Below are 17,671 nucleotides of genomic sequence, written 5' to 3' on the forward strand. Positions count from 1 at the left end.
TTCAATTTTATCGCTTTTTTTCTTTTTTAAATTTTAACTTTGTGATAGTCAGTAAATTATTATGGTTTCTGATTTTTCTACAAATAAATTTGCCCATACTTTAAATTTTATAACGATTAAAAATTGAAGAATATGGAAGCAAATAAATTACATTATGCTGAACTTGAAAATAAAGTATCTGAGTTAAAGCACCGGGTTCAGGAATTATCCTTGCTCTTGGAAGAAGCTCAAAGAAATTCAAGGTATAACACGTTGCATTCACCTGAGGTTGACCATAAGCTGAATTCAGAATTAATTGAATCTGTAATTCATAAAATTAAAACTCCTTTAGACACCATTGTGGGTTTGTCCAAATTGTTATGTACTGCCAAATTGGATTTGGAAGAAAAAAATAAATTCGCAGAAATAATAACGAATTGTTCCAATGAGCTGCAAAGTGTTTTTTCTGAATTTGTGAGTTTTAATTCATTAAAACAAAACGAAATTGTTATTGAAAACGAAAAAGTATCACTCAATGAATTATTTGACGATTTAAAAGTGAAATTTGTAGATCAGGTTTTTTTTAACGGATTGACTTTGAAATCTGTAAAAGGTTTGTCAGATGAAGATGATACAGTAATTGTGGATAAAAATATAGTAAGACAAGTTTTGGCAAGTCTGTTGAGTAATTCATTAAAATTTACCCGAAGAGGTTTTATTGAAATGGGATATCAGGTTGTGCATAACCGAATAAGATTCTATGTCAAAGACAGTGGCGTAGGTTTTGATGAAAAATTTCAGGAAAAACTAACATCTTCTGATGGTAGAATCGAAAGAATAGCCAATGATGAAACCGAAGTAGGTTTGGGATTATCCACAGCGAAACATTTGGTTTACCTATTGGGAGGTGATTTAAAAGCTGAATCAAAATCAGGGATAGGAACAATTTTTTATTTTGATATCCCGTATGTTCCAACAACAGTGGATGCCATACAGGAAAAAGAAGATAAAAAAATCATTAAAGTCCTTATTGCCGATGATGAGGAAATAAGTTTTATGCTTCTTAAAAAATTGATGGAAAGAGGGAATGTTGAAATAATCAGAGCCAAAAACGGAGAAGAAGCCTATGAAATTTATAAAAACAACCCCGATATCAATCTGATTTTAATGGATTTGAAAATGCCTCAGGTAGACGGTTATGTCGCGGCACAACTCATTAAAAATGAAGCACCGGAAATTCCTATCATTGCCCAATCATCTTATTCATTGAAAGATAATAAAGAAAATCATGAAAGAGCTTTTAATGATTATTTGTCAAAGCCTGTGAACAAAGAAGAGTTTGAAGCGGTAATCAACAAATATATTAACCGGTCTTTTTTGAATTAAATACGATTACATTTTAGTTAATTTGGAAATCATCTTTTTCCATCGGTACGCTTTGACAAACTTTGCTTGTTCAGAGGTAACGAGCATGGTTTTATTTTCGGCTTTGGCTTTCCAGAATCCTTTGATGTAATCAATGAATAAAAGCGGTTTTCCTTTTCGCATGGCCAATTTTAAAGAGGCAACTGCCGTGATGAAAAATCCGTAACCCAAAGTATAAAAAGCTTCGCCTTGTTTGTAACGTGAGGCCTGATTGTAATTGGCTCCCGTAGGTTTTAAATGCTTTACTTTTAAGGATTCATCAGTAACTATTTTCCAGTCGTAGAATTTACAAAGCAGTTCATCAACAGTATCCCAACCCATGGCCGGCTGTAATCCGCCTATTTGTTTGAAAGTTTCTTTACGGTAGGCTTTGAAAGCACCGCGGATATGGTCTTTATCGGTTAGGTTTTCCAAAATCCATTCGCCGTTTTTTTCAATGTAGGCAAATCCGCCCGCCATACCAATTTTGGTATCACTTTTAAAATGATTGATAATCGTTTCGAAATAATTTGAAGGAAAAATCAAATCAGAATCCCCTTTTACCATAATGTCATACTCTTCATCCAAAGTCGCTAAACCGGCTTGAAAAGCTTGTATCACTTTACTGCCTGGTAAGTGAATTGCATCCGATTTTTTTTCAACTAATGAAATCCAGGGATGATTTGTTATATAAGATTGAACTATCTCAGCAGTTTTATCTGTAGAATTGTCATTAACAATCACGGCTTTTTTGGGTAAAACAGTTTGATTAACTAACGATTCTAAAGTTAAACCAATGAATTTTTCTTCATTGTGTGCGGGTATGACGATGTAATAATTCATTGTATTAAATAAGTTGTACAAATATCTTTATTTTTGTGGAAAATAGGAACAACTTTGTGTGACTTTTAACCGCAAAGTGCACTAAGAAAATGCAAAGCACGCTAAGAAAATTTTGCTTTGTGAAACTTTGTGACCAACTTTGTGTAACTCTGTGTAATAAAAAATTGAAAAAGAAAATTGCTTTTGTAGAAATGGAAACCCACTCCGCTTTGTTGGAGCAATGGTATTTGTTGGTTTCCAAAATGGATCAAATTGATTTTCATTTTTTTGTCAGTCAAAAGGTTTACGACAAGCTTACCGCTATCCCAAAAGAGCATTTAACAATTATTCCTTCCGTTTCAAAAACCGATTTTTCGGAGTATGATGGAGTAGTAGTAAATACGCTGCACCGTGATTTTAATGATTACCAAAAGCTTTTCAAGGATAAAAAGGTTTTATGTTTGGTTCATAACTTGAATTTCAGTCTGTTTTTTAAAAGCATTTCATGGCGGAATATTTTTAGAGAAAAAGAACGATTCACGTATTTTTTGAAACTCTACTTCAAAGAAAAAGTAGCTTCAAGAAGAAAGCTGATTTTGGGCGCCAAGCAATTTGGGGTGATTTCAGCTTCTGCATTGGATTCTATAAAAAGTAATGGGGAATTTGCCGAGAAATCGACGTTAATTCAAATGAATTACTGTAACAATTTTGAGTTTCCAACTTCGGATGTAATCGAAATTGTTATGCCTGGTAATGTTTCCAACAAACGAAAAGATGTTGATTTGGTTTTCAGAATTTTAAATAAGCTTAAACCAGTAAGCAAAATACATTTTATTTTTTTAGGAAAGCCAGAAAATGATAGTGTTTTAAGACAATTAGAAAATTTGAAAGAAAACTGCCGTCACAATATTTCCATTACGTATTATAACCAGTTTATCCCTTGGCAGGAATATTCAAAAGTAATTGCAAAAGCAAATTTGTTGTTATGTCCAATAAAAAAAGACACTTCTTTTTATTGGGTTGATGAGATGTATGGAAGCACAAAAGTAAGCGGGGCAGAAGCCGATTGTATCTATAATGGTAAAATTGGGCTGTTTCCTGAAAGTTATCCTAAAATGGATTGGTACAATTGGTATTATTCATCTGAAGAAAATTTAATTGAAATATTAGAAAAGCTTACTCCGGAAATACTTTCGGAGGAATACAATTATTTGCAACCCTTTACAGAAAAGTTTACTTTTGAGAAAGTAAAAACCGAATTGGAAAAGCAATTATTAAATCTTTGTGATTGATGTAACCGCAAAGAGCACGAAGTTATCGCAAAGCACACAAAGCTTGGCGGACTTAGCGTAATTCTTAGCGTCCCTTGCGGTAAAGAAAAAATAAAATGAATAAATTTTTAATCAAATTAGCCTACAAATACTGGCCGTCTTTATATAAAAAAAGATATTACAAAACGTTAGGTTCTTTATCGACAGGGAATTATAAATGCGAACCTGAATTGCTTTACATTCAGCAGGTTCTAAAATCAGATTCGGTTTTTATTGATATTGGAACCAATAAAGGTATTTATTTATATCAGGCGGAAAAGAGTATATCAGGCGGGAAGATTATTGGTTTTGAACCCAACAAAGGTCTGGTGAATTATATTAAGCCGTTATTTCCAAAAGTAGATATTTATCCGTTGGCAGTGTCTTCAAAATCAGGGACAGCCGTTTTAAATATTCCCAAAAAAGGAAACGGATTGCAGGATACACGCGCATCACTCGAAGCGATGGGTGAAGATGTGGAGAAAGTGGAAATTCAGATGGTAACACTTGACGAGTTTGTATCAGAAAAAAAACTTTCGAAAATCGACGTCGTAAAAATTGATGTGGAAGGACATGAATTCGATTCGGTAAAAGGCTGTGTTAACATCTTAAAAACTGTTAAGCCAATATTCATCATCGAAATAGAATTGCGTCACGCTCATTACCCGATTAAGGATATTTTTGATTTCATCATAGGATTTGGATATGAAGTGTTTTATTTCGACAGAAAAACTTTACATCTGAAACCTTTCGAAGTTTCGCAAATGGCCGACTTCCAAAAGGATGAGTATTTGAATGATTTTAATCGATATATTAATAATTTTATATTTAAAGCTGTTTAACCGCAATGCATGCAAAGAATTTACACAAGTTTGCTAAGCATTGCGTTCATTGCGATAGCCTTGCGGACTTAGCGGTTAATAGATTTTAAAGTTATTAATTGTCTAACCGCAAAGAGCGCAAAGAATTTACGCAAAGTTAGCTAAGTCATTGCGTTCATTGTGCCAGCCTTGCGGACTTATCGGTTAAGTAATTTTCAGAGCTTGCAAAGATTTTACGCAAAGTTCGCCAAGCCTTGCGTTCATTGTGATAACTTTGCGGACTTAGCGGTTAAAAAAACAAGAAAATGAGCGTCGTAGCAAGACAAAGCATAAAATACAGTATCGTAGGATACTTCAGTACGTTGGTAGGAATTGTATCAACTGTTTTTTTGTATCCGTATGATTTGGATTTTGCCGGTAAGCTGCAATTCGTTTTTCAAACTGCAATGCTTATTTTACCCGTAGTGGCTTTAGGAATTATGCATGCCAATGTGCGGTTTTTCCCAAAAATGTCAGTCGATAACCAGCAACAGCAATTATACAAATTTTCCATCGTTTTTATCATTGCTAATTTTTTTATCGGAGTAGGTTTGTTGCTTTTGGCGGTACTGGTTTTTCCGTCGATAAAAAAAATGGACTTCTGGGAGTATAGTCAGTATATTTTGCCTTTGGCTTTGTTGTTGGCGTTAATCCAATTGAGTTCCAAATACATTTCCATAAAAAAACGCATCGTCGTGCCAAATATTTTTGAGAATGTATTTCCGAAAATAGGGATGATTGCTGCCTTTATTCTTTTTGTTTTTTATCATTCTTCCGAAGAAAACTCCATCGCATTGTACATCGGATTTTTTGTTTTGGCTTTTTTTGGAATTATGCTGTACCTCCATCGATTGGAAAAAGTATCCAAAAAAATCAATTTTTCATTCTTAAAAAAAGAAGGTTTCGGACGTGAACTGATGGTGTATTCCTTGTATACTTTTTTAGGCAGTATGGGTTCGGTAATAGCTTTGAATATTGATGCAACGATGATAGGTGAATTGTTAACTTTTTCCGAAGTTGCTATTTACAATACGTCTTTGAATTTAGTCCGAATGATTACCGTACCGGCTTTAGGTGTTTATACCATTTCAGCGCCCATAATTGCAGCTTATATCGCTGAGAATAACATGATGGACTTAAAAGCACTGCATCATAAAACCTCATTATATTTATTCATAATAGGGGTAGTTTTATTCGGATTGGTAGCGGTTGGTATCGAAGATTTGTTTGGATTAATGAAAAACGGAGATAAATTGCTAAAAGGGCTTCCAGTAATGTATATCATGGGCTTTGCCTTGCTGTTTGATTTGGCTACCGGATTTAACGGGTATATTATTTCAAACTCTAAATATTATAAATTCAATAATACCACTACTGTTGCACTGGCATTGCTGACCATTTCGACCAACTTGATTTTTCTGTTTTGGTTTAAAATGGGGATTATAGGGGTTTCCATTGCTACCGCAACGTCACTTACAACATACAACCTGATTAAAATTTATTTTAATTATAAGAAATTTGGTGTACATCCTTTCAGTTGGAAGTTTTTGCATGTGATACTAGTGTTGCTGGTAGTTTTGCTTGTGGGGTATTCTCTACCGGATACCCAATATAAATTCGTCAATTTATGTTACAAACCACTCGTGGCATTTGTGATTTTTGGGTTGGCCAACCACATTTTTAAAATTATTCCCATTAAAGAAATTCTACCAAAATCATTGATGAAATAATTTTAATATAAAACATCTCTGATTTCAGCCACTTTGTTAAAAACCGATTTCGCAAACGGGCATAAAGGCATAATTTTCAAATTGTTTTCACGGGCAAATTCAACTGCTTTCATGACCAATTGTTTGCCTACGCTTTTTCCTGCAAAGTCCGGATTTACTTCGGTGTGGTCAATTATGAATTTATTTTCTCCCGCCCAGCTGTACGTCATTAATCCAGCTTCGATGCTGTTTTCAACAGCTTTGAATGCTCCTTTTTTATTGTTGTTTTCCTGAATGATTTCCATAGTTATAATGATGTTGTAATTTGAATAGGGTTCGTTAAAATTTTATGCACCGGACAGGCATTGGCAATAGCCAGTAAACGCTGTTTTTGTTCTTCGGTGAGATTTCCGTTAAACGAAATTTTTCGGTCCATGCGGGTAATATTGTTTTCTTTATCTCTTTCCAGAATGACTTCAACAGTTGTTTCTTTGACGCCCCAATCTTTTCTGTTCAAATACATTTTCAATGTCGCACAAGTACAAGAAGCTAGAGAAGAAGCCAATAATTCATAGGGGTTGAAACCTTTATCCTGGCCACCGTTATCTACAGGTTCATCACTTATTATACTGTTAGTTTTCGAAAATATGTCGGTTAGAAAATCGGTTTCACTTATAACGGCTTTTACTTTAATCATCGTTGTTGTTGTATTTGAAAGATAATGCGCCTGACGGACAATTGTGAATTTGAGCTATAAGTTCTTCAGTAGTTGCATTCTCAGGAGTAATCCATGGTTTTTCCTTAGGTTTATAAACATTAGGAAGACTTCTTGCACAAATTCCGGAATGAATACATAATTTAGGTTTCCAGATAATGGTAATTTCGCCGTTTGAATATTCTTTTGATTCCATGACAGTTATGTTTAATAGTTGATTGTTCTTTTTATCTTTTGAATTTTTTCTTCCAATTCGTTTTTCTTTTCTTCCAAAGTGATTCCTTTTTCTGCCGAAAAATTATCATTAAAACTTGGAAGTGAAAACGTTTCAAGAACAGTAGCCCCACTATAGGGAAATCTGTTTTTTGCAATTTCCAAAACATTCATTCCGCCTCTTGCCCCTGGTGAGGTAGCCGTTAAAAACATGTTTTTTTCACCAAAGGGCTTCCGGTTTGGAATTCTCGAAACCCAATCAAAAATGTTTTTAAAAGCTGTCGAATAGGCTCCGTTATGTTCGGCTAATGATACCAAGAGCAAATCGGCCGAATCAATTTTTTCTGTAAAAGCAAACGCAAGCTGCGGTATTCCGTCATTTTTCTCGCGATCGCTTTTATAAATAGGCATTTCGTAATCGTTTAAATCCAGTATTTCAATGGTTGCTTCTGAAAAATAAGTACTTATATAAGTGATTAATTTTTTATTAATTGAGACGGAAGAATTACTTCCCGCAAAAGCTAAAATTTTCATGTTATCTAGTTGGCTAGTTTATTATAAATTTAGTGTTAATCTTCCAGATAACCGAATTTCCCTTGGTTAAAATCGTTGAACGCTTCCAGTAATTCGGCTTTTGTATTCATTACAAAAGGACCATGAGCGGCTATAGGTTCGTTGATAGGTTCGGCACTTAAGACTAAAACTACAGCATCTTCGGAAGCTTCAACAGTAAAATCTTCACCATCATTTGCCATAAGCACAAAATGGTCAGTTGGTACTTTAGTTTTTTCATTCACAAATAGGCTTCCTTCAATGACTAACAATGAGGTATTGTAATTTGACGGAAATGAAAAATCAACTTTAGCTCCTTTTTTCAATTTTGTATTTAACAGATTAATAGGGGTAAAGGTGCTTGCTTTACCCTGTACGTTACTGTAGTTACCTGCAATCACTTCAACCTCACCTTGTCCGTTGTCTAAATAAAAACGGTTGATTTCTTCATTTTTAATTGACTGGTATTTGGGTTCGCTCATTTTGCTTTTTGCAGGAAGATTTACCCACAATTGTACCATTTGAAAGTCACCGCCTTGTTTGCTGAAACTTTCTTCGTGATATTCTTTGTGTAACACACCGCTGGCGGCCGTCATCCATTGTACGTCTCCTTCGCCTATTACACCACCACCGCCACTACTGTCATGATGTGCCACTCGGCCTTTATAGGCAATGGTTACGGTTTCAAAACCGCGGTGCGGATGCACACCCACACCTCTGGGAGCTTCGCTGGGTGAAAAATAATATTTGGAATTGTAGTCCATCATAATAATGGGATCCATGCGCTGCATGCTGAAGTTTGTGGGGATAAAATTGTGTACTCTGAATCCGTCCCCTACGAAGTGTGTACCACTGTTGCTGACTACCGCTTCTATATTTTTTGTTGCCATAATTCTTGTTTTTAATTTGTACTGTAAAATTACTCGATCAAAAACAGACTAGAATTAATCTAGGTTAAGAAATGCGGAGTAAGATGCAAAGTTTTAGTTTTTTTGAAATAAAGCTCTTATTATGAGTGTTTTATTTTTTTGTTTTTCGTATCTTTATACTGCCTGAATGATTGATGGCTTGGCTTTCTGATTATTTTGGTCTTTAAAGAGCGTACAATTTATTTCGTATGCTCTTTTTGGTTTTTATATAGGTCGTGTTAACGATTTTTAGAGAAGGTTGGTATATTCTGAAAAACAATAGTTGTATTTGACATATGTTATTGATAAGAGACTTTTAATGATGTTCTTTAAAAATACTAATCTTTATATGAACTTCATCACTCTTGGTAATCGGTGAACCCTTTCAGCAGCCAGAGACTCTGAAAGTGGTTAAAAAAGAAGAGGTTCACCACTTAAAGGAGTTCTCAACCGATTTCGGGGTTGGGGAGGGGTAACACAACAAAAAACCAAAAGCTAACGTTTTTGAGGTTTCAATGACACCACAGCAAAACTACAAGGTTGCTTTCTTCTGCGTTACCGAAGTTTTTGTTTATTTTTTTATTATTCGCTTCTTCGTACAGAGCCATCAGAAACGCCGCAAAAACCTTTTGCTTATTAGCTTTTATTTTCTTCAAGTTTCGCTTCAGTTTCTTTTTTTTTTTAATTGGTGTCTGGCAAACAGCACTTCAATGATTGTGACCGATTCCTTGTACAGAGTTTTCTTATCAACATTTACATACTTTTGCTTATATATAGTGTGCCCGCATAATTAGACAAGGTGGCTAGTTTGTACATGGATAATTGTGTTTTGGTTATTCAAGTATTTCAGTCGCTTCTTCCTGAGTGAGTCTATTTGTGTTCCAATAGTCATTTTTTAAAATACTGCTTGTTGCAAAATTTTAATGTTGACGCATTTTGCAACAACTTTGTTGCAATTTTTTATAAACTTTTTTTTGCAACAGTTCTGTTGCAATTTAAAATTCGAAAATAATTTTGCAACAAAGCTAAAAAGAATACTTTTTGATATGTAATTATCACTATAGTAATAAGTAGTAGTAAACTTTATACCTGTCAGGTTTATAAAACCTGACAGGTATAAAAAGGCAATGGATACAAATTAGTTAGACTTATTTTCTAAATATTTTTTTATCATGTAGTGCGTAATAGGTTTCAACGTTTTGTTGGTAACAGGGTGATAGCCTGGCGTATTAAACAGTTCGATACTGCCGTTTTCATTTTTGCAATACCACAGTATGGCTTTACCGTTTTTAAAATAAGTAGTACTATCTGTAGGAATTATTTTTTTGATTTTGAGTAGACTCTCATCGTAGGGGATTTTAGTTTCAAAATTTGCAATTCCTTTTATTTCAGTTGTACAATCAACTTCTACATAGTGATTATTTTGCCATTCCAGGCACTCTTTGTGCGAAGTTAGTAGATTGTAAGTGAGTAAGGATATAAATGCACAAAAAAGAAGTAAAGCAATTATAGCTTTCTTATTACTTAGGGTAAATTTTGTTCCAGCATTTTGTGGTAGAGAATTATTAGGGATAGAGGCTAAACTTAGTGGCGTGTTTACTTTTATAAGTTCCTTTTCTGAGGGACTATGTAATGTCATTGACTCCTGTCCTGTATATTCTTTACTACATTGATTGTTTACTTCAAGGAACTTACCTAATGGTCTTGGTTCAAAATTGACCAACAAGGCCATCATGTCTAAAATATCATGACTTGGCGATTGTGTTTTTCCACTAAAAAAATTCCCTATGGGTTTGAATTTATCAACGTCAAATCCCTCCTTATTATAGAATAAAGAGATAATCTCCTGATCTTTTTTTGAAGTGTTTTCCTTTTTTAGAATGTCACATAAATTTTTAAGTGATGCGGGTGATGGTTTAGCAAGATAACCTGAATATTTTTTTGTTTTTTCTTCTTCATACTTTGCTTTTATTCCTTCTATATAATCTTTAAAAGTAATTTTTGGCATAGGCATTTTTTGGAATTTAAAGGAACATTCAGAATTCGTCGGAATAACCGGAATTACATTGTAAAACCTCAGTGAAATCAACAAATCTTTGCTCCAGAATTAGTTCTTGTTCTTTTCGCGATAGGAACAAATGTACAAAACTAGTTTAACAGCAAAGTACGGTTTTCCACATTGGTATTTTATAAGGGAAGTATAAATAACCCTTTGTGTGAAAACCTACTTTTTCTTCCCAACAAAAAATAACAGAGTACTCTAAAAAACAATTTTTAGGGATGGTTTAAAAGAGCTGAAAGTGATTTTCGGACGGCCAGACCTATGTAATTTTTTAATCGGAAAAAAAATGAAAAATTTTATATATGTTGCTGTTTTTACAGCTTTAGGTTTTAATGTGGTATCATGTGATGCCGACAGTGTTGATACTCTTGCTGATGAATCTGAAAAAAAGAAGATTAAGTATGAGGTGCCTGGTTTAATCCTTAGAGAGACAGATACAATTTCAGGCACTGATTCGCTTACAACAAATCTGGTTGAGGAACCAGGTCCTGGCGATGATGTTGTGCCTATTAAACCTCCAAAGCCTTAATTAATTTTGTGTGTTTTAAATAAGAATTAGTACATTCGGGGAAAGAATCATTATGAATCGTTCCCCGTTTTTCTTATCTATAGTTTTTTCATTTTTATTCTTGTCTTGTAATCATTCCGGGAAACAAATTGAAAAAAAAGACTCTATTGTTGATGAAAATAAGAAAAAGGGTTCGGAATATCAAAACAAAGCAGATAGTTATTATACACTGGCAAAATATGACAGTGCTTTTTATTTCTACACCCAAGCAAAGGTACATTTTGACTCAATACAAAATAAGGATAATGTTGCGTATTGTTTGATTCAGATAGCTAGAACGCAACAAGTTTTTGGAGATTATTTTGGGAGTGAAGCCAGTTTAATAGAAGCAATGTCTTATGTAAAAGAGAATAAAGAATATCTTTCAGCAGTTAATAATTTACTTGGGATTTCAGCAAAGGAATTAAAAAATTATGGAGATGCTCTTCGATATTACAACAATACCTATAAGTTGGCAAGTGACAGTTTACCTAAAGCCATTGCGCTTAATAATATTGCCAATGTATATTCAAAACAGGGTAATTATAAAAAGTCGGTAAACCTTTTGGGTAAAATTTTGAAATGGAAGTTTTTAGATACTCTTCCCAAACGCAAAGCCATTTATATGAATAATTTAGGCTATGCTTATACTAAACTTCAGGAAAAGGAGAAAGGACTTCAACTCATGCAACAAGCACTCGCTATGAGTAACCAAGAAGATGATTCCTATGGGCGCATTGAGAGTTATTTGTATTTGTCAGAATACTATTTACCATACCATTCAGAAAAATCAAGAGATTTTGCACTTCAAGCCTATAAAGAATCGAGTAAGCACAATAGTATTGATGAACGACTGGAAGCTTTGTTGTTATTGATAAAAACTTCGGAAAATAATCGAAATTATGCTTTAAAATACGCGGTGTTGAATGATAGTATTACCCAAGTGCGCAATACAGCAAAAAACCAGTTTGCAAAGATTAGATACGATGCCCGAATGGTCAATGAAGAAAACCTAAAGCTAAAAAACAAAAACATGACCATGGACTTAGCTTTGCAAAAAAGTCAAAACGAAACCAATACCTGGATAGGATTTGCCGCCTTATTGGCTCTTCTATTATTTATTGTATACAATCACCTTAAAAATAAAGGCCGACTCGAAAAGCAAAAAGCGAGTTACTTAACCGAGACTAAGATTGCTAAAAAAATCCATGACGAAATTGCCAATGATGTGTTTCAAACCATGTCGTTTGTGGAGACCAGAAAAATTGAAGAACCCGAGCATAAAGAAACCCTTATTAATTTATTAGATACTCTTTATCAGCGATCGCGAAACATATCCAAAGAAAATGAATCGATTGAAACGGGAGAATCATTTATCGAAAATTTAATAGAAATGATTAACGGGTACAAGTCTGTCAATCAAAATGTCATTATCAAGAAAGACGAAACAATCAATTGGGGTACTATAGCAGAAATTAAAAAGATTACTTTATTCCGGGTTTTGCAAGAGCTTTTAGTCAATATGAAAAAACACAGTCAGGCCAGCATTGTTATTGTAAGTTTTGCTAACCATAAAAATGACATTGCAGTAGATTATTCTGATAACGGGAAAGGATTCGCAACGCATCAGGTAAAGAAAAGCGGTATGGCTAATGTGGAAAACCGTATTCAAAACATTAATGGAAAGATTACTTTTGATACAACCGGTCATGGTTTAAAAGTAAAAATTAGTATTCCTAAATAAATCTACTATATGTTTTCAAAAATTTTAGTTGCAGATGACATCGATTTAAATAACATTGCCACGGAAAAAGCGGTGCAAGAATTACAGATTCCTGTGGCAGAATATGTAAAATATTGCGACGATGCGGTATTGAGATTAAAAAAAGCGCAAATGGACAATGCTCCGTTTGAATTGTTGATTACCGATTTGTCTTTTAAAGCCGATCATAGAAATGCCACAATAACTTCAGGAGAAGAGTTAATTTGTGAAGTACGTAAAACCTTTCCATACATCAAGATCATTGCTTTTTCGATAGACGACCGCCTCCATAAAATCAAGAAATTAATAACAGATTATGATATAGAGGCGTATGTGGTCAAACATCGCAATACTTCAAGTGAACTCAAAAAAGCCATTGAGCAGGTATGGAGCGGTACAGAAAAATATATCTCTCCTGCCGTGGCACATGCCTTACAGGACAAATCGACTTCAGAAATTGATGATTATGATATTCAATTGCTTACTCAATTGTCATTAGGTATTCCTCAGGAAAATATGGAAGCCAAGTTCAAAGAATTAAGTATTACCCCCAACAGTAAGAGTACTATTGAGAAAAGAATTGCGAAACTGAAAGATTATTTTCAGGCGAACAATACCATTCATTTAATCGCCATTGCAAAAGACATGGGGCTGGTGTAGGCTTTACTTTTTTATGATTTCTGTTGAACCTGCTAGTGATTGGCAGGTTTTTTTATGCGTTACGGATTCCCGTAAGGAATGGTTTTTTAATAGATGTAAGTTTGAATAAAAAAATAATTATGGCAGTACTAGCAATTCCAAGTCCTAAAAAAACAACTCAAGTAGATTTCCCTATTGAAAGGGTTAAGTTAAGTGTATTGAATATTAATTTGATTAATGATAAATACAAATTCACTACTTCAAATGAAATATTCAATCAATACACTTACGAGGCATTAGAGTTTTTAAGTTTAGGCGTATACATAGATATAAATCTTAATAGGCTAAGCGAAGATAAAACCGAAATTTCTGTTGAGATAAGAAGAAAATTAGGGACATTCAATCAATCTCACGAAGTAACAAAAGCCAATGAGCATTTGGTTAAAATTTTTGATTGTATAGCCAAATTAACAGCCAAGAGTGAGGAAGAAATCGAAAATATTAAACAACAAAGAGTAATGAAAAATGGAAATACTTCAAATTCCACATCAAAACATCGTGAAATTTCTAATGCTTGGTATGAAAAAAATTGGCTCGTAATATTACTGTGTGTTCTCTTTTTTCCAGTCGGGCTTTACGCACTTTGGAAAAATTCATCAATTGCAAAAGGTTGGAAAATTGCCATTACAGTTATTATCTCTTTAATTATACTTACAAATCTTGGGGATGAAAAAATAAAAACAAACAGTTCTAATGCTTCAACTGTTTCTTCAGAAAAAGAATCCATAGCTGAAACGGAAGTTAAAAAAACAGAATCAAAACCTGATGTCGAAATCCTAAAGCAAACAGCAACTTATCAAGATGTAATGAATGCATATACGATTCATTGCAGAGTGAGAAATAATACGAGCGAATTAATCTCTTATGTTGATTTGAAAGCTACTTTTTATGATAAAAAAGGAAATATCGTAGGGACAGGGATTGGGAATGCAGCCAATTTTGCTGCTGGTGCAGAAAAAACTATAGATGTCATGGGAGTGGATATTCAAAATTGTGACAACTACGAAGTTCAAGTAAATAATATTTTGAATTAATTAAAGTCTATTTTTATGGAACTCCAAACACAACTCAAGCAATTGGCGGATAAAATCCACCAGCTTAAAGACAAAATTGAAACCGAAGAGTCAACAAAACATGCTTTTGTATTGCCTTTCATTAATACACTAGGTTATGATACATTCAATCCTTTGGAAGTAGTTCCTGAATATGTTGCTGATATCGGAATTAAAAAAGGAGAGAAGGTTGACTATGCAATCGTTCAAAATGGAGAGCCCATTATGATTATTGAGTGCAAAAATTGGAAAGAAAACTTATCCGTTCATGGTTCACAGCTGTTCCGTTATTTTCATGTGAGTAAAACCCGTTTTGCACTGTTGACAAACGGTATCCAATATCAGTTTTTTACCGATTTGGACGAACAAAACAAAATGGATGAAAAGCCATTTCTTGAATTTGACATTGCTACATTGAAGGACAGTGCAGTAAATGAGATAGCTAAGTTTCATAAATCCAATTTTGACATCAATAAGATTTTGGATAATGCCAGCTCACTAAAGTACATTAAAGAAATACGCAAGCAGATTGATATTGAAATAGAAAAACCTTCTACTGAATTTGTCCGTCTATTTACCTCGAAGGTTTATAACGGAAGATTGACAGAAAAAGTTATGGATGAATTCACAGAGCTAGTTCAAAAAGCTTTCGGACAATTGATAGGTGAAAAAATTAATGAGAGATTGCATTTTGCTCTAAACAAAGAGGTTATTATTCAAGAAAAAGACCAAATTCAAATTGAAGAGCCCGAAAGTAGTCGCGTTCAAACTACCGAAGAAGAGTTAGAAGCCTATCGTATTGTAGTTGCGATTTTAAGAAGAAAACTACCTACCAACAGAATCGTTTATAGAGACACACAATCCTACTTCGGGATACTATTAGATGACAACAATCGTAAACCTTTGTGTCGTTTGCATCTCAATGGAGGCAAAAAATATATTGGATTATTTAATGACAATAAAGTTGAAAACAGACAACCTATAGAAACCATTGATGATGTCTACAATTTTGAGAAGGAATTATTGGAGACAGTTAGGTTGTATGAAGCAGAGTAACTAACAAAATATAAATAAACATTATGGCAAATTTTACAAGTACTGACTTAATTTATAATGACTATTCTCCAACGGTTGATGGTGGTGACAATCCAAAATACATTGGAGTTTTAGACAGAAAAAAAGTGGATAAAACAGAAGAATATGAAGTGGTTTATTTTTGCAATCAATTTTTGAACAAGCATAAGTTAACCAATAAGGCATCATTTCAAAAAGTAGAAAAATTACTTCGTGATGAAGAAATTACAGATGTAGATGATCGTGAAGAATTAATAAAATGGATTGGAAAGAACTGGTAATCTAAAATTAGTATTATGTCAAAGAAAAAAACAATTAACATATCACTTACTGACTTTATAGATTTTGTAAACAAATCCGGTGGTTCTAAAATGACTAAAGTTAAACAAGTAAAATATAGAGATAGCTACCATCCAGCATCTGATTTTTACAAAAGTTTAAGAGAAGAAATTATAGATGTTCATAAAAATAATTTGGATAAAAAAGTCTTAGATGATTTGATTGAAAAATTAACAGATTTAAAAAAGAAAACAAATTATCCGTTATCAATATCAGGATATAAAAAATTCTGGGGTAAAAAGAAAATTGAATGGTTTGATCCACCATTTAAACATTGGTTAATTGGTGATTTAGATATTAAAATAAACCCAGAATTAGGAATTGAATTTGGTGGGAAATTCTATGTAATAAAGCTGTTTTTAAAATCAGAAAAAATAACCAAAGATAAATTGTCACAAATTTTGTCTTTAATGGAAAATCAATTAAGAAGTGAGACTGACGATGAAGTTATATTTTGTGTTTTAGATGTAAAGAATGCAAAATTATATGAAAATGCAAAAGGAGATTTTTCGTATTTACCATTATTAGAAGGTGAAGCTAAAAGTTTTGAGACAATTTGGAAAGCTCTTTAATACAATTTATCGTAAAGAAATAATATTTATATAAATGGGAAAAATATTCATTTTAATAGCACTGTTTTTAATTCTTGGTTGTAAAAATGAGAACATGTCTAGAACTGGAACTATTCAAGAAAAAGTAGTACAGAAGTCATTGCCGAAATTTGCAACACTAAAAGAAATGCTTATGGATGTAAATGATTTTAGTGAAGATAATAACACATTAAAATTTATCTCTGAAAATGAAAAATCTATGCATGTTCAGGTCTCCAAACCAATTTTAGAGGAAGACTTAGAATCTGTGAAAAAAGAGATTGTAAAAAGAGATATTGTTTATGTAACATTTCAAGTTTTTGCTCAAACAGATATAGATGAAATAACTATTACATCAATACCTATTGATGGAAGTAACTACAAGTTATATTTTGAAGAGTATGCTTTAACTTTGAAAATAAGTCGAAAAAAGGCTAAGGAAATTTTAACAAGGTACTTCAATAGTGAAGATTTTTCTATTCTATTTGAAAATGAAAATGAGATTTGGTTGCCTAATAAAAATTTTAATCTTTTAAAGTTTGATTATTTAGATGAAGTTTTTGAAGAAATGTCAAATTAATATGTTTTATCTTGCTAAGAGTTAATGTAATAAATTCATTGGTTGGTTTTAACTTTACGATTTCAAATGAAAAAAATTGCGTATGATTAAAAAATTACTTTTTATAACTTTCATAGGTTTAGTTACAGCTTCTTGTAAACAAGAGACTCCAAAACCAAAAGAAAAAATTGTTCCGTTTGCACAAAAAATCCTTCCAGAAGATATAAAAACAATTACGCCCGAGGAAGCACAGACTTTTCATAAAAATCCTGAGCGAAAATATGAATACAGAACAGGAACTTATAATAATTATGAATACGATTATGACGTGATAGGTTCAGATAGTCTGAAAAATCATGTGAAAGGAAATGTAATTGTGAAAGGAAAGTATGGAGCAGGTATGCTTACTGACTCGCTGGGAAGAGTATTTGATGTGGAGGTAGAATGGACAGGGTTTGATATGCTAAAAGCCAAGGATAAGAGAGGAAATACATATATCCTGAAGACAGAATAGT

The 17,671-nt window shown here is 33.2% G+C and carries 20 protein-coding genes; 13 read left to right on the forward strand and 7 right to left on the reverse strand.

The genetic code is table 11. The features are described from left to right. Positions 1 to 132 precede the first annotated feature (132 nt). A complete protein-coding gene (locus tag EZM65_RS12215) occupies positions 133 to 1,365 on the forward strand; it encodes a response regulator (RefSeq protein ID WP_136668847.1) in 1,233 nt (410 codons plus the stop codon). Between the two features lie 6 nt (positions 1,366 to 1,371). Here EZM65_RS12215 and EZM65_RS12220 read toward each other — a convergent pair whose 3' ends face one another. Further along, positions 1,372 to 2,226: a glycosyltransferase family 2 protein gene (locus EZM65_RS12220; protein WP_136668848.1), complete on the reverse strand. Its 855-nt coding sequence runs from the start codon at positions 2,224 to 2,226 to the stop codon at positions 1,372 to 1,374. A gap of 164 nt (positions 2,227 to 2,390) precedes the next feature. On the opposite strand from EZM65_RS12220, the gene EZM65_RS12225 reads away from it, so the two are divergent. The 3 genes from EZM65_RS12225 (at position 2,391) to EZM65_RS12235 (ending at position 6,105) form a co-directional block, all read left to right on the forward strand. Further along, positions 2,391 to 3,497, forward strand: coding sequence for a glycosyltransferase family 4 protein (locus tag EZM65_RS12225; protein ID WP_136668849.1), 1,107 nt, complete (start codon positions 2,391 to 2,393; stop codon positions 3,495 to 3,497). A gap of 95 nt (positions 3,498 to 3,592) precedes the next feature. Continuing rightward, positions 3,593 to 4,357, forward strand: coding sequence for an FkbM family methyltransferase (locus EZM65_RS12230; protein WP_136668850.1), 765 nt, complete (start codon positions 3,593 to 3,595; stop codon positions 4,355 to 4,357). A 284-nt stretch (positions 4,358 to 4,641) separates the two neighbouring features. Beyond that, the gene (locus EZM65_RS12235) at positions 4,642 to 6,105 is read left to right on the forward strand and encodes a lipopolysaccharide biosynthesis protein (RefSeq protein ID WP_136668851.1); all 1,464 of its coding nucleotides are present in this window, start codon (positions 4,642 to 4,644) and stop codon (positions 6,103 to 6,105) included. 2 nt (positions 6,106 to 6,107) lie between these two features. Here the strand turns inward: EZM65_RS12235 and EZM65_RS12240 are convergent, their stop codons facing one another. The 6 genes from EZM65_RS12240 to EZM65_RS12265 form a co-directional block, all read right to left on the reverse strand. Then, positions 6,108 to 6,389 (reverse strand): GNAT family N-acetyltransferase, encoded by a 282-nt coding sequence (locus tag EZM65_RS12240; protein ID WP_136668852.1) that lies wholly within the window; start codon positions 6,387 to 6,389, stop codon positions 6,108 to 6,110. Between the two features lie 2 nt (positions 6,390 to 6,391). Next, complete coding sequence (locus tag EZM65_RS12245) at positions 6,392 to 6,781, reverse strand: OsmC family protein (protein WP_136668853.1); 390 nt, start codon at positions 6,779 to 6,781, stop codon at positions 6,392 to 6,394. Beyond that, positions 6,774 to 6,995: a (4Fe-4S)-binding protein gene (locus EZM65_RS12250; protein ID WP_136668854.1), complete on the reverse strand. Its 222-nt coding sequence runs from the start codon at positions 6,993 to 6,995 to the stop codon at positions 6,774 to 6,776. Before EZM65_RS12250 ends, EZM65_RS12245 begins: the two co-directional genes overlap by 8 nt. Before the next feature lie 11 nt (positions 6,996 to 7,006). After that, positions 7,007 to 7,546, reverse strand: a complete 540-nt coding sequence (locus tag EZM65_RS12255) for an NADPH-dependent FMN reductase (protein ID WP_136668855.1) — start codon at positions 7,544 to 7,546, stop codon at positions 7,007 to 7,009. A 35-nt stretch (positions 7,547 to 7,581) separates the two neighbouring features. Further along, positions 7,582 to 8,454 (reverse strand): pirin family protein, encoded by an 873-nt coding sequence (locus tag EZM65_RS12260; protein WP_136668856.1) that lies wholly within the window; start codon positions 8,452 to 8,454, stop codon positions 7,582 to 7,584. Positions 8,455 to 9,610: 1,156 nt separating this feature from the next. After that, a complete protein-coding gene (locus EZM65_RS12265) occupies positions 9,611 to 10,480 on the reverse strand; it encodes a hypothetical protein (protein WP_136668857.1) in 870 nt (289 codons plus the stop codon). 340 nt (positions 10,481 to 10,820) lie between these two features. Here EZM65_RS12265 and EZM65_RS12270 point away from each other — a divergent pair, with 340 nt between their 5' ends. The 9 genes from EZM65_RS12270 (at position 10,821) to EZM65_RS12310 (ending at position 17,670) form a co-directional block, all read left to right on the forward strand. Further along, the gene (locus tag EZM65_RS12270) at positions 10,821 to 11,063 is read left to right on the forward strand and encodes a hypothetical protein (RefSeq protein ID WP_136668858.1); all 243 of its coding nucleotides are present in this window, start codon (positions 10,821 to 10,823) and stop codon (positions 11,061 to 11,063) included. Positions 11,064 to 11,115: 52 nt separating this feature from the next. Continuing rightward, positions 11,116 to 12,825 carry a tetratricopeptide repeat-containing sensor histidine kinase gene (locus EZM65_RS12275; protein ID WP_136668859.1) on the forward strand — a complete coding sequence of 570 codons (1,710 nt, stop codon included), beginning with the start codon at positions 11,116 to 11,118 and terminating at the stop codon, positions 12,823 to 12,825. Positions 12,826 to 12,834: 9 nt separating this feature from the next. Further along, positions 12,835 to 13,503 carry a response regulator transcription factor gene (locus EZM65_RS12280; RefSeq protein ID WP_136668860.1) on the forward strand — a complete coding sequence of 223 codons (669 nt, stop codon included), beginning with the start codon at positions 12,835 to 12,837 and terminating at the stop codon, positions 13,501 to 13,503. Between the two features lie 119 nt (positions 13,504 to 13,622). Further along, the gene (locus EZM65_RS15635) at positions 13,623 to 14,576 is read left to right on the forward strand and encodes an FxLYD domain-containing protein (RefSeq protein WP_211196215.1); all 954 of its coding nucleotides are present in this window, start codon (positions 13,623 to 13,625) and stop codon (positions 14,574 to 14,576) included. Between the two features lie 15 nt (positions 14,577 to 14,591). Further along, the gene (locus tag EZM65_RS12290) at positions 14,592 to 15,650 is read left to right on the forward strand and encodes a type I restriction endonuclease (protein WP_136668861.1); all 1,059 of its coding nucleotides are present in this window, start codon (positions 14,592 to 14,594) and stop codon (positions 15,648 to 15,650) included. Positions 15,651 to 15,673: 23 nt separating this feature from the next. Beyond that, positions 15,674 to 15,949 (forward strand): hypothetical protein, encoded by a 276-nt coding sequence (locus tag EZM65_RS12295; protein ID WP_136668862.1) that lies wholly within the window; start codon positions 15,674 to 15,676, stop codon positions 15,947 to 15,949. Positions 15,950 to 15,964: 15 nt separating this feature from the next. Further along, positions 15,965 to 16,579 carry a hypothetical protein gene (locus EZM65_RS12300; RefSeq protein ID WP_136668863.1) on the forward strand — a complete coding sequence of 205 codons (615 nt, stop codon included), beginning with the start codon at positions 15,965 to 15,967 and terminating at the stop codon, positions 16,577 to 16,579. Between the two features lie 34 nt (positions 16,580 to 16,613). Continuing rightward, positions 16,614 to 17,177, forward strand: coding sequence for a hypothetical protein (locus EZM65_RS12305; protein ID WP_136668864.1), 564 nt, complete (start codon positions 16,614 to 16,616; stop codon positions 17,175 to 17,177). 82 nt (positions 17,178 to 17,259) lie between these two features. Beyond that, positions 17,260 to 17,670: a hypothetical protein gene (locus tag EZM65_RS12310; RefSeq protein WP_136668865.1), complete on the forward strand. Its 411-nt coding sequence runs from the start codon at positions 17,260 to 17,262 to the stop codon at positions 17,668 to 17,670. The last annotated feature ends 1 nt before the right edge of the window (position 17,671 follow it).

It is taken from the genome of Flavobacterium sp. H122 (assembly GCF_004959765.1).
GTDB lineage: Bacteria > Bacteroidota > Bacteroidia > Flavobacteriales > Flavobacteriaceae > Flavobacterium.

Coding starts and splice junctions, on each gene's coding strand:
- EZM65_RS12260 (WP_136668856.1), bottom strand. CDS start 8,454: ATGGCAACAAAAAATATAGAAGCGGTAGTCAGCAACAGTGGTACACAC.
- EZM65_RS12230 (WP_136668850.1), top strand. CDS start 3,593: ATGAATAAATTTTTAATCAAATTAGCCTACAAATACTGGCCGTCTTTA.
- EZM65_RS12255 (WP_136668855.1), bottom strand. CDS start 7,546: ATGAAAATTTTAGCTTTTGCGGGAAGTAATTCTTCCGTCTCAATTAAT.
- EZM65_RS12270 (WP_136668858.1), top strand. CDS start 10,821: ATGAAAAATTTTATATATGTTGCTGTTTTTACAGCTTTAGGTTTTAAT.
- EZM65_RS12295 (WP_136668862.1), top strand. CDS start 15,674: ATGGCAAATTTTACAAGTACTGACTTAATTTATAATGACTATTCTCCA.
- EZM65_RS12265 (WP_136668857.1), bottom strand. CDS start 10,480: ATGCCAAAAATTACTTTTAAAGATTATATAGAAGGAATAAAAGCAAAG.
- EZM65_RS12235 (WP_136668851.1), top strand. CDS start 4,642: ATGAGCGTCGTAGCAAGACAAAGCATAAAATACAGTATCGTAGGATAC.
- EZM65_RS12245 (WP_136668853.1), bottom strand. CDS start 6,781: ATGATTAAAGTAAAAGCCGTTATAAGTGAAACCGATTTTCTAACCGAC.
- EZM65_RS12215 (WP_136668847.1), top strand. CDS start 133: ATGGAAGCAAATAAATTACATTATGCTGAACTTGAAAATAAAGTATCT.
- EZM65_RS12240 (WP_136668852.1), bottom strand. CDS start 6,389: ATGGAAATCATTCAGGAAAACAACAATAAAAAAGGAGCATTCAAAGCT.
- EZM65_RS12310 (WP_136668865.1), top strand. CDS start 17,260: ATGATTAAAAAATTACTTTTTATAACTTTCATAGGTTTAGTTACAGCT.
- EZM65_RS12280 (WP_136668860.1), top strand. CDS start 12,835: ATGTTTTCAAAAATTTTAGTTGCAGATGACATCGATTTAAATAACATT.
- EZM65_RS12275 (WP_136668859.1), top strand. CDS start 11,116: ATGAATCGTTCCCCGTTTTTCTTATCTATAGTTTTTTCATTTTTATTC.
- EZM65_RS12250 (WP_136668854.1), bottom strand. CDS start 6,995: ATGGAATCAAAAGAATATTCAAACGGCGAAATTACCATTATCTGGAAA.
- EZM65_RS12220 (WP_136668848.1), bottom strand. CDS start 2,226: ATGAATTATTACATCGTCATACCCGCACACAATGAAGAAAAATTCATT.
- EZM65_RS12305 (WP_136668864.1), top strand. CDS start 16,614: ATGGGAAAAATATTCATTTTAATAGCACTGTTTTTAATTCTTGGTTGT.
- EZM65_RS12290 (WP_136668861.1), top strand. CDS start 14,592: ATGGAACTCCAAACACAACTCAAGCAATTGGCGGATAAAATCCACCAG.
- EZM65_RS15635 (WP_211196215.1), top strand. CDS start 13,623: ATGGCAGTACTAGCAATTCCAAGTCCTAAAAAAACAACTCAAGTAGAT.
- EZM65_RS12300 (WP_136668863.1), top strand. CDS start 15,965: ATGTCAAAGAAAAAAACAATTAACATATCACTTACTGACTTTATAGAT.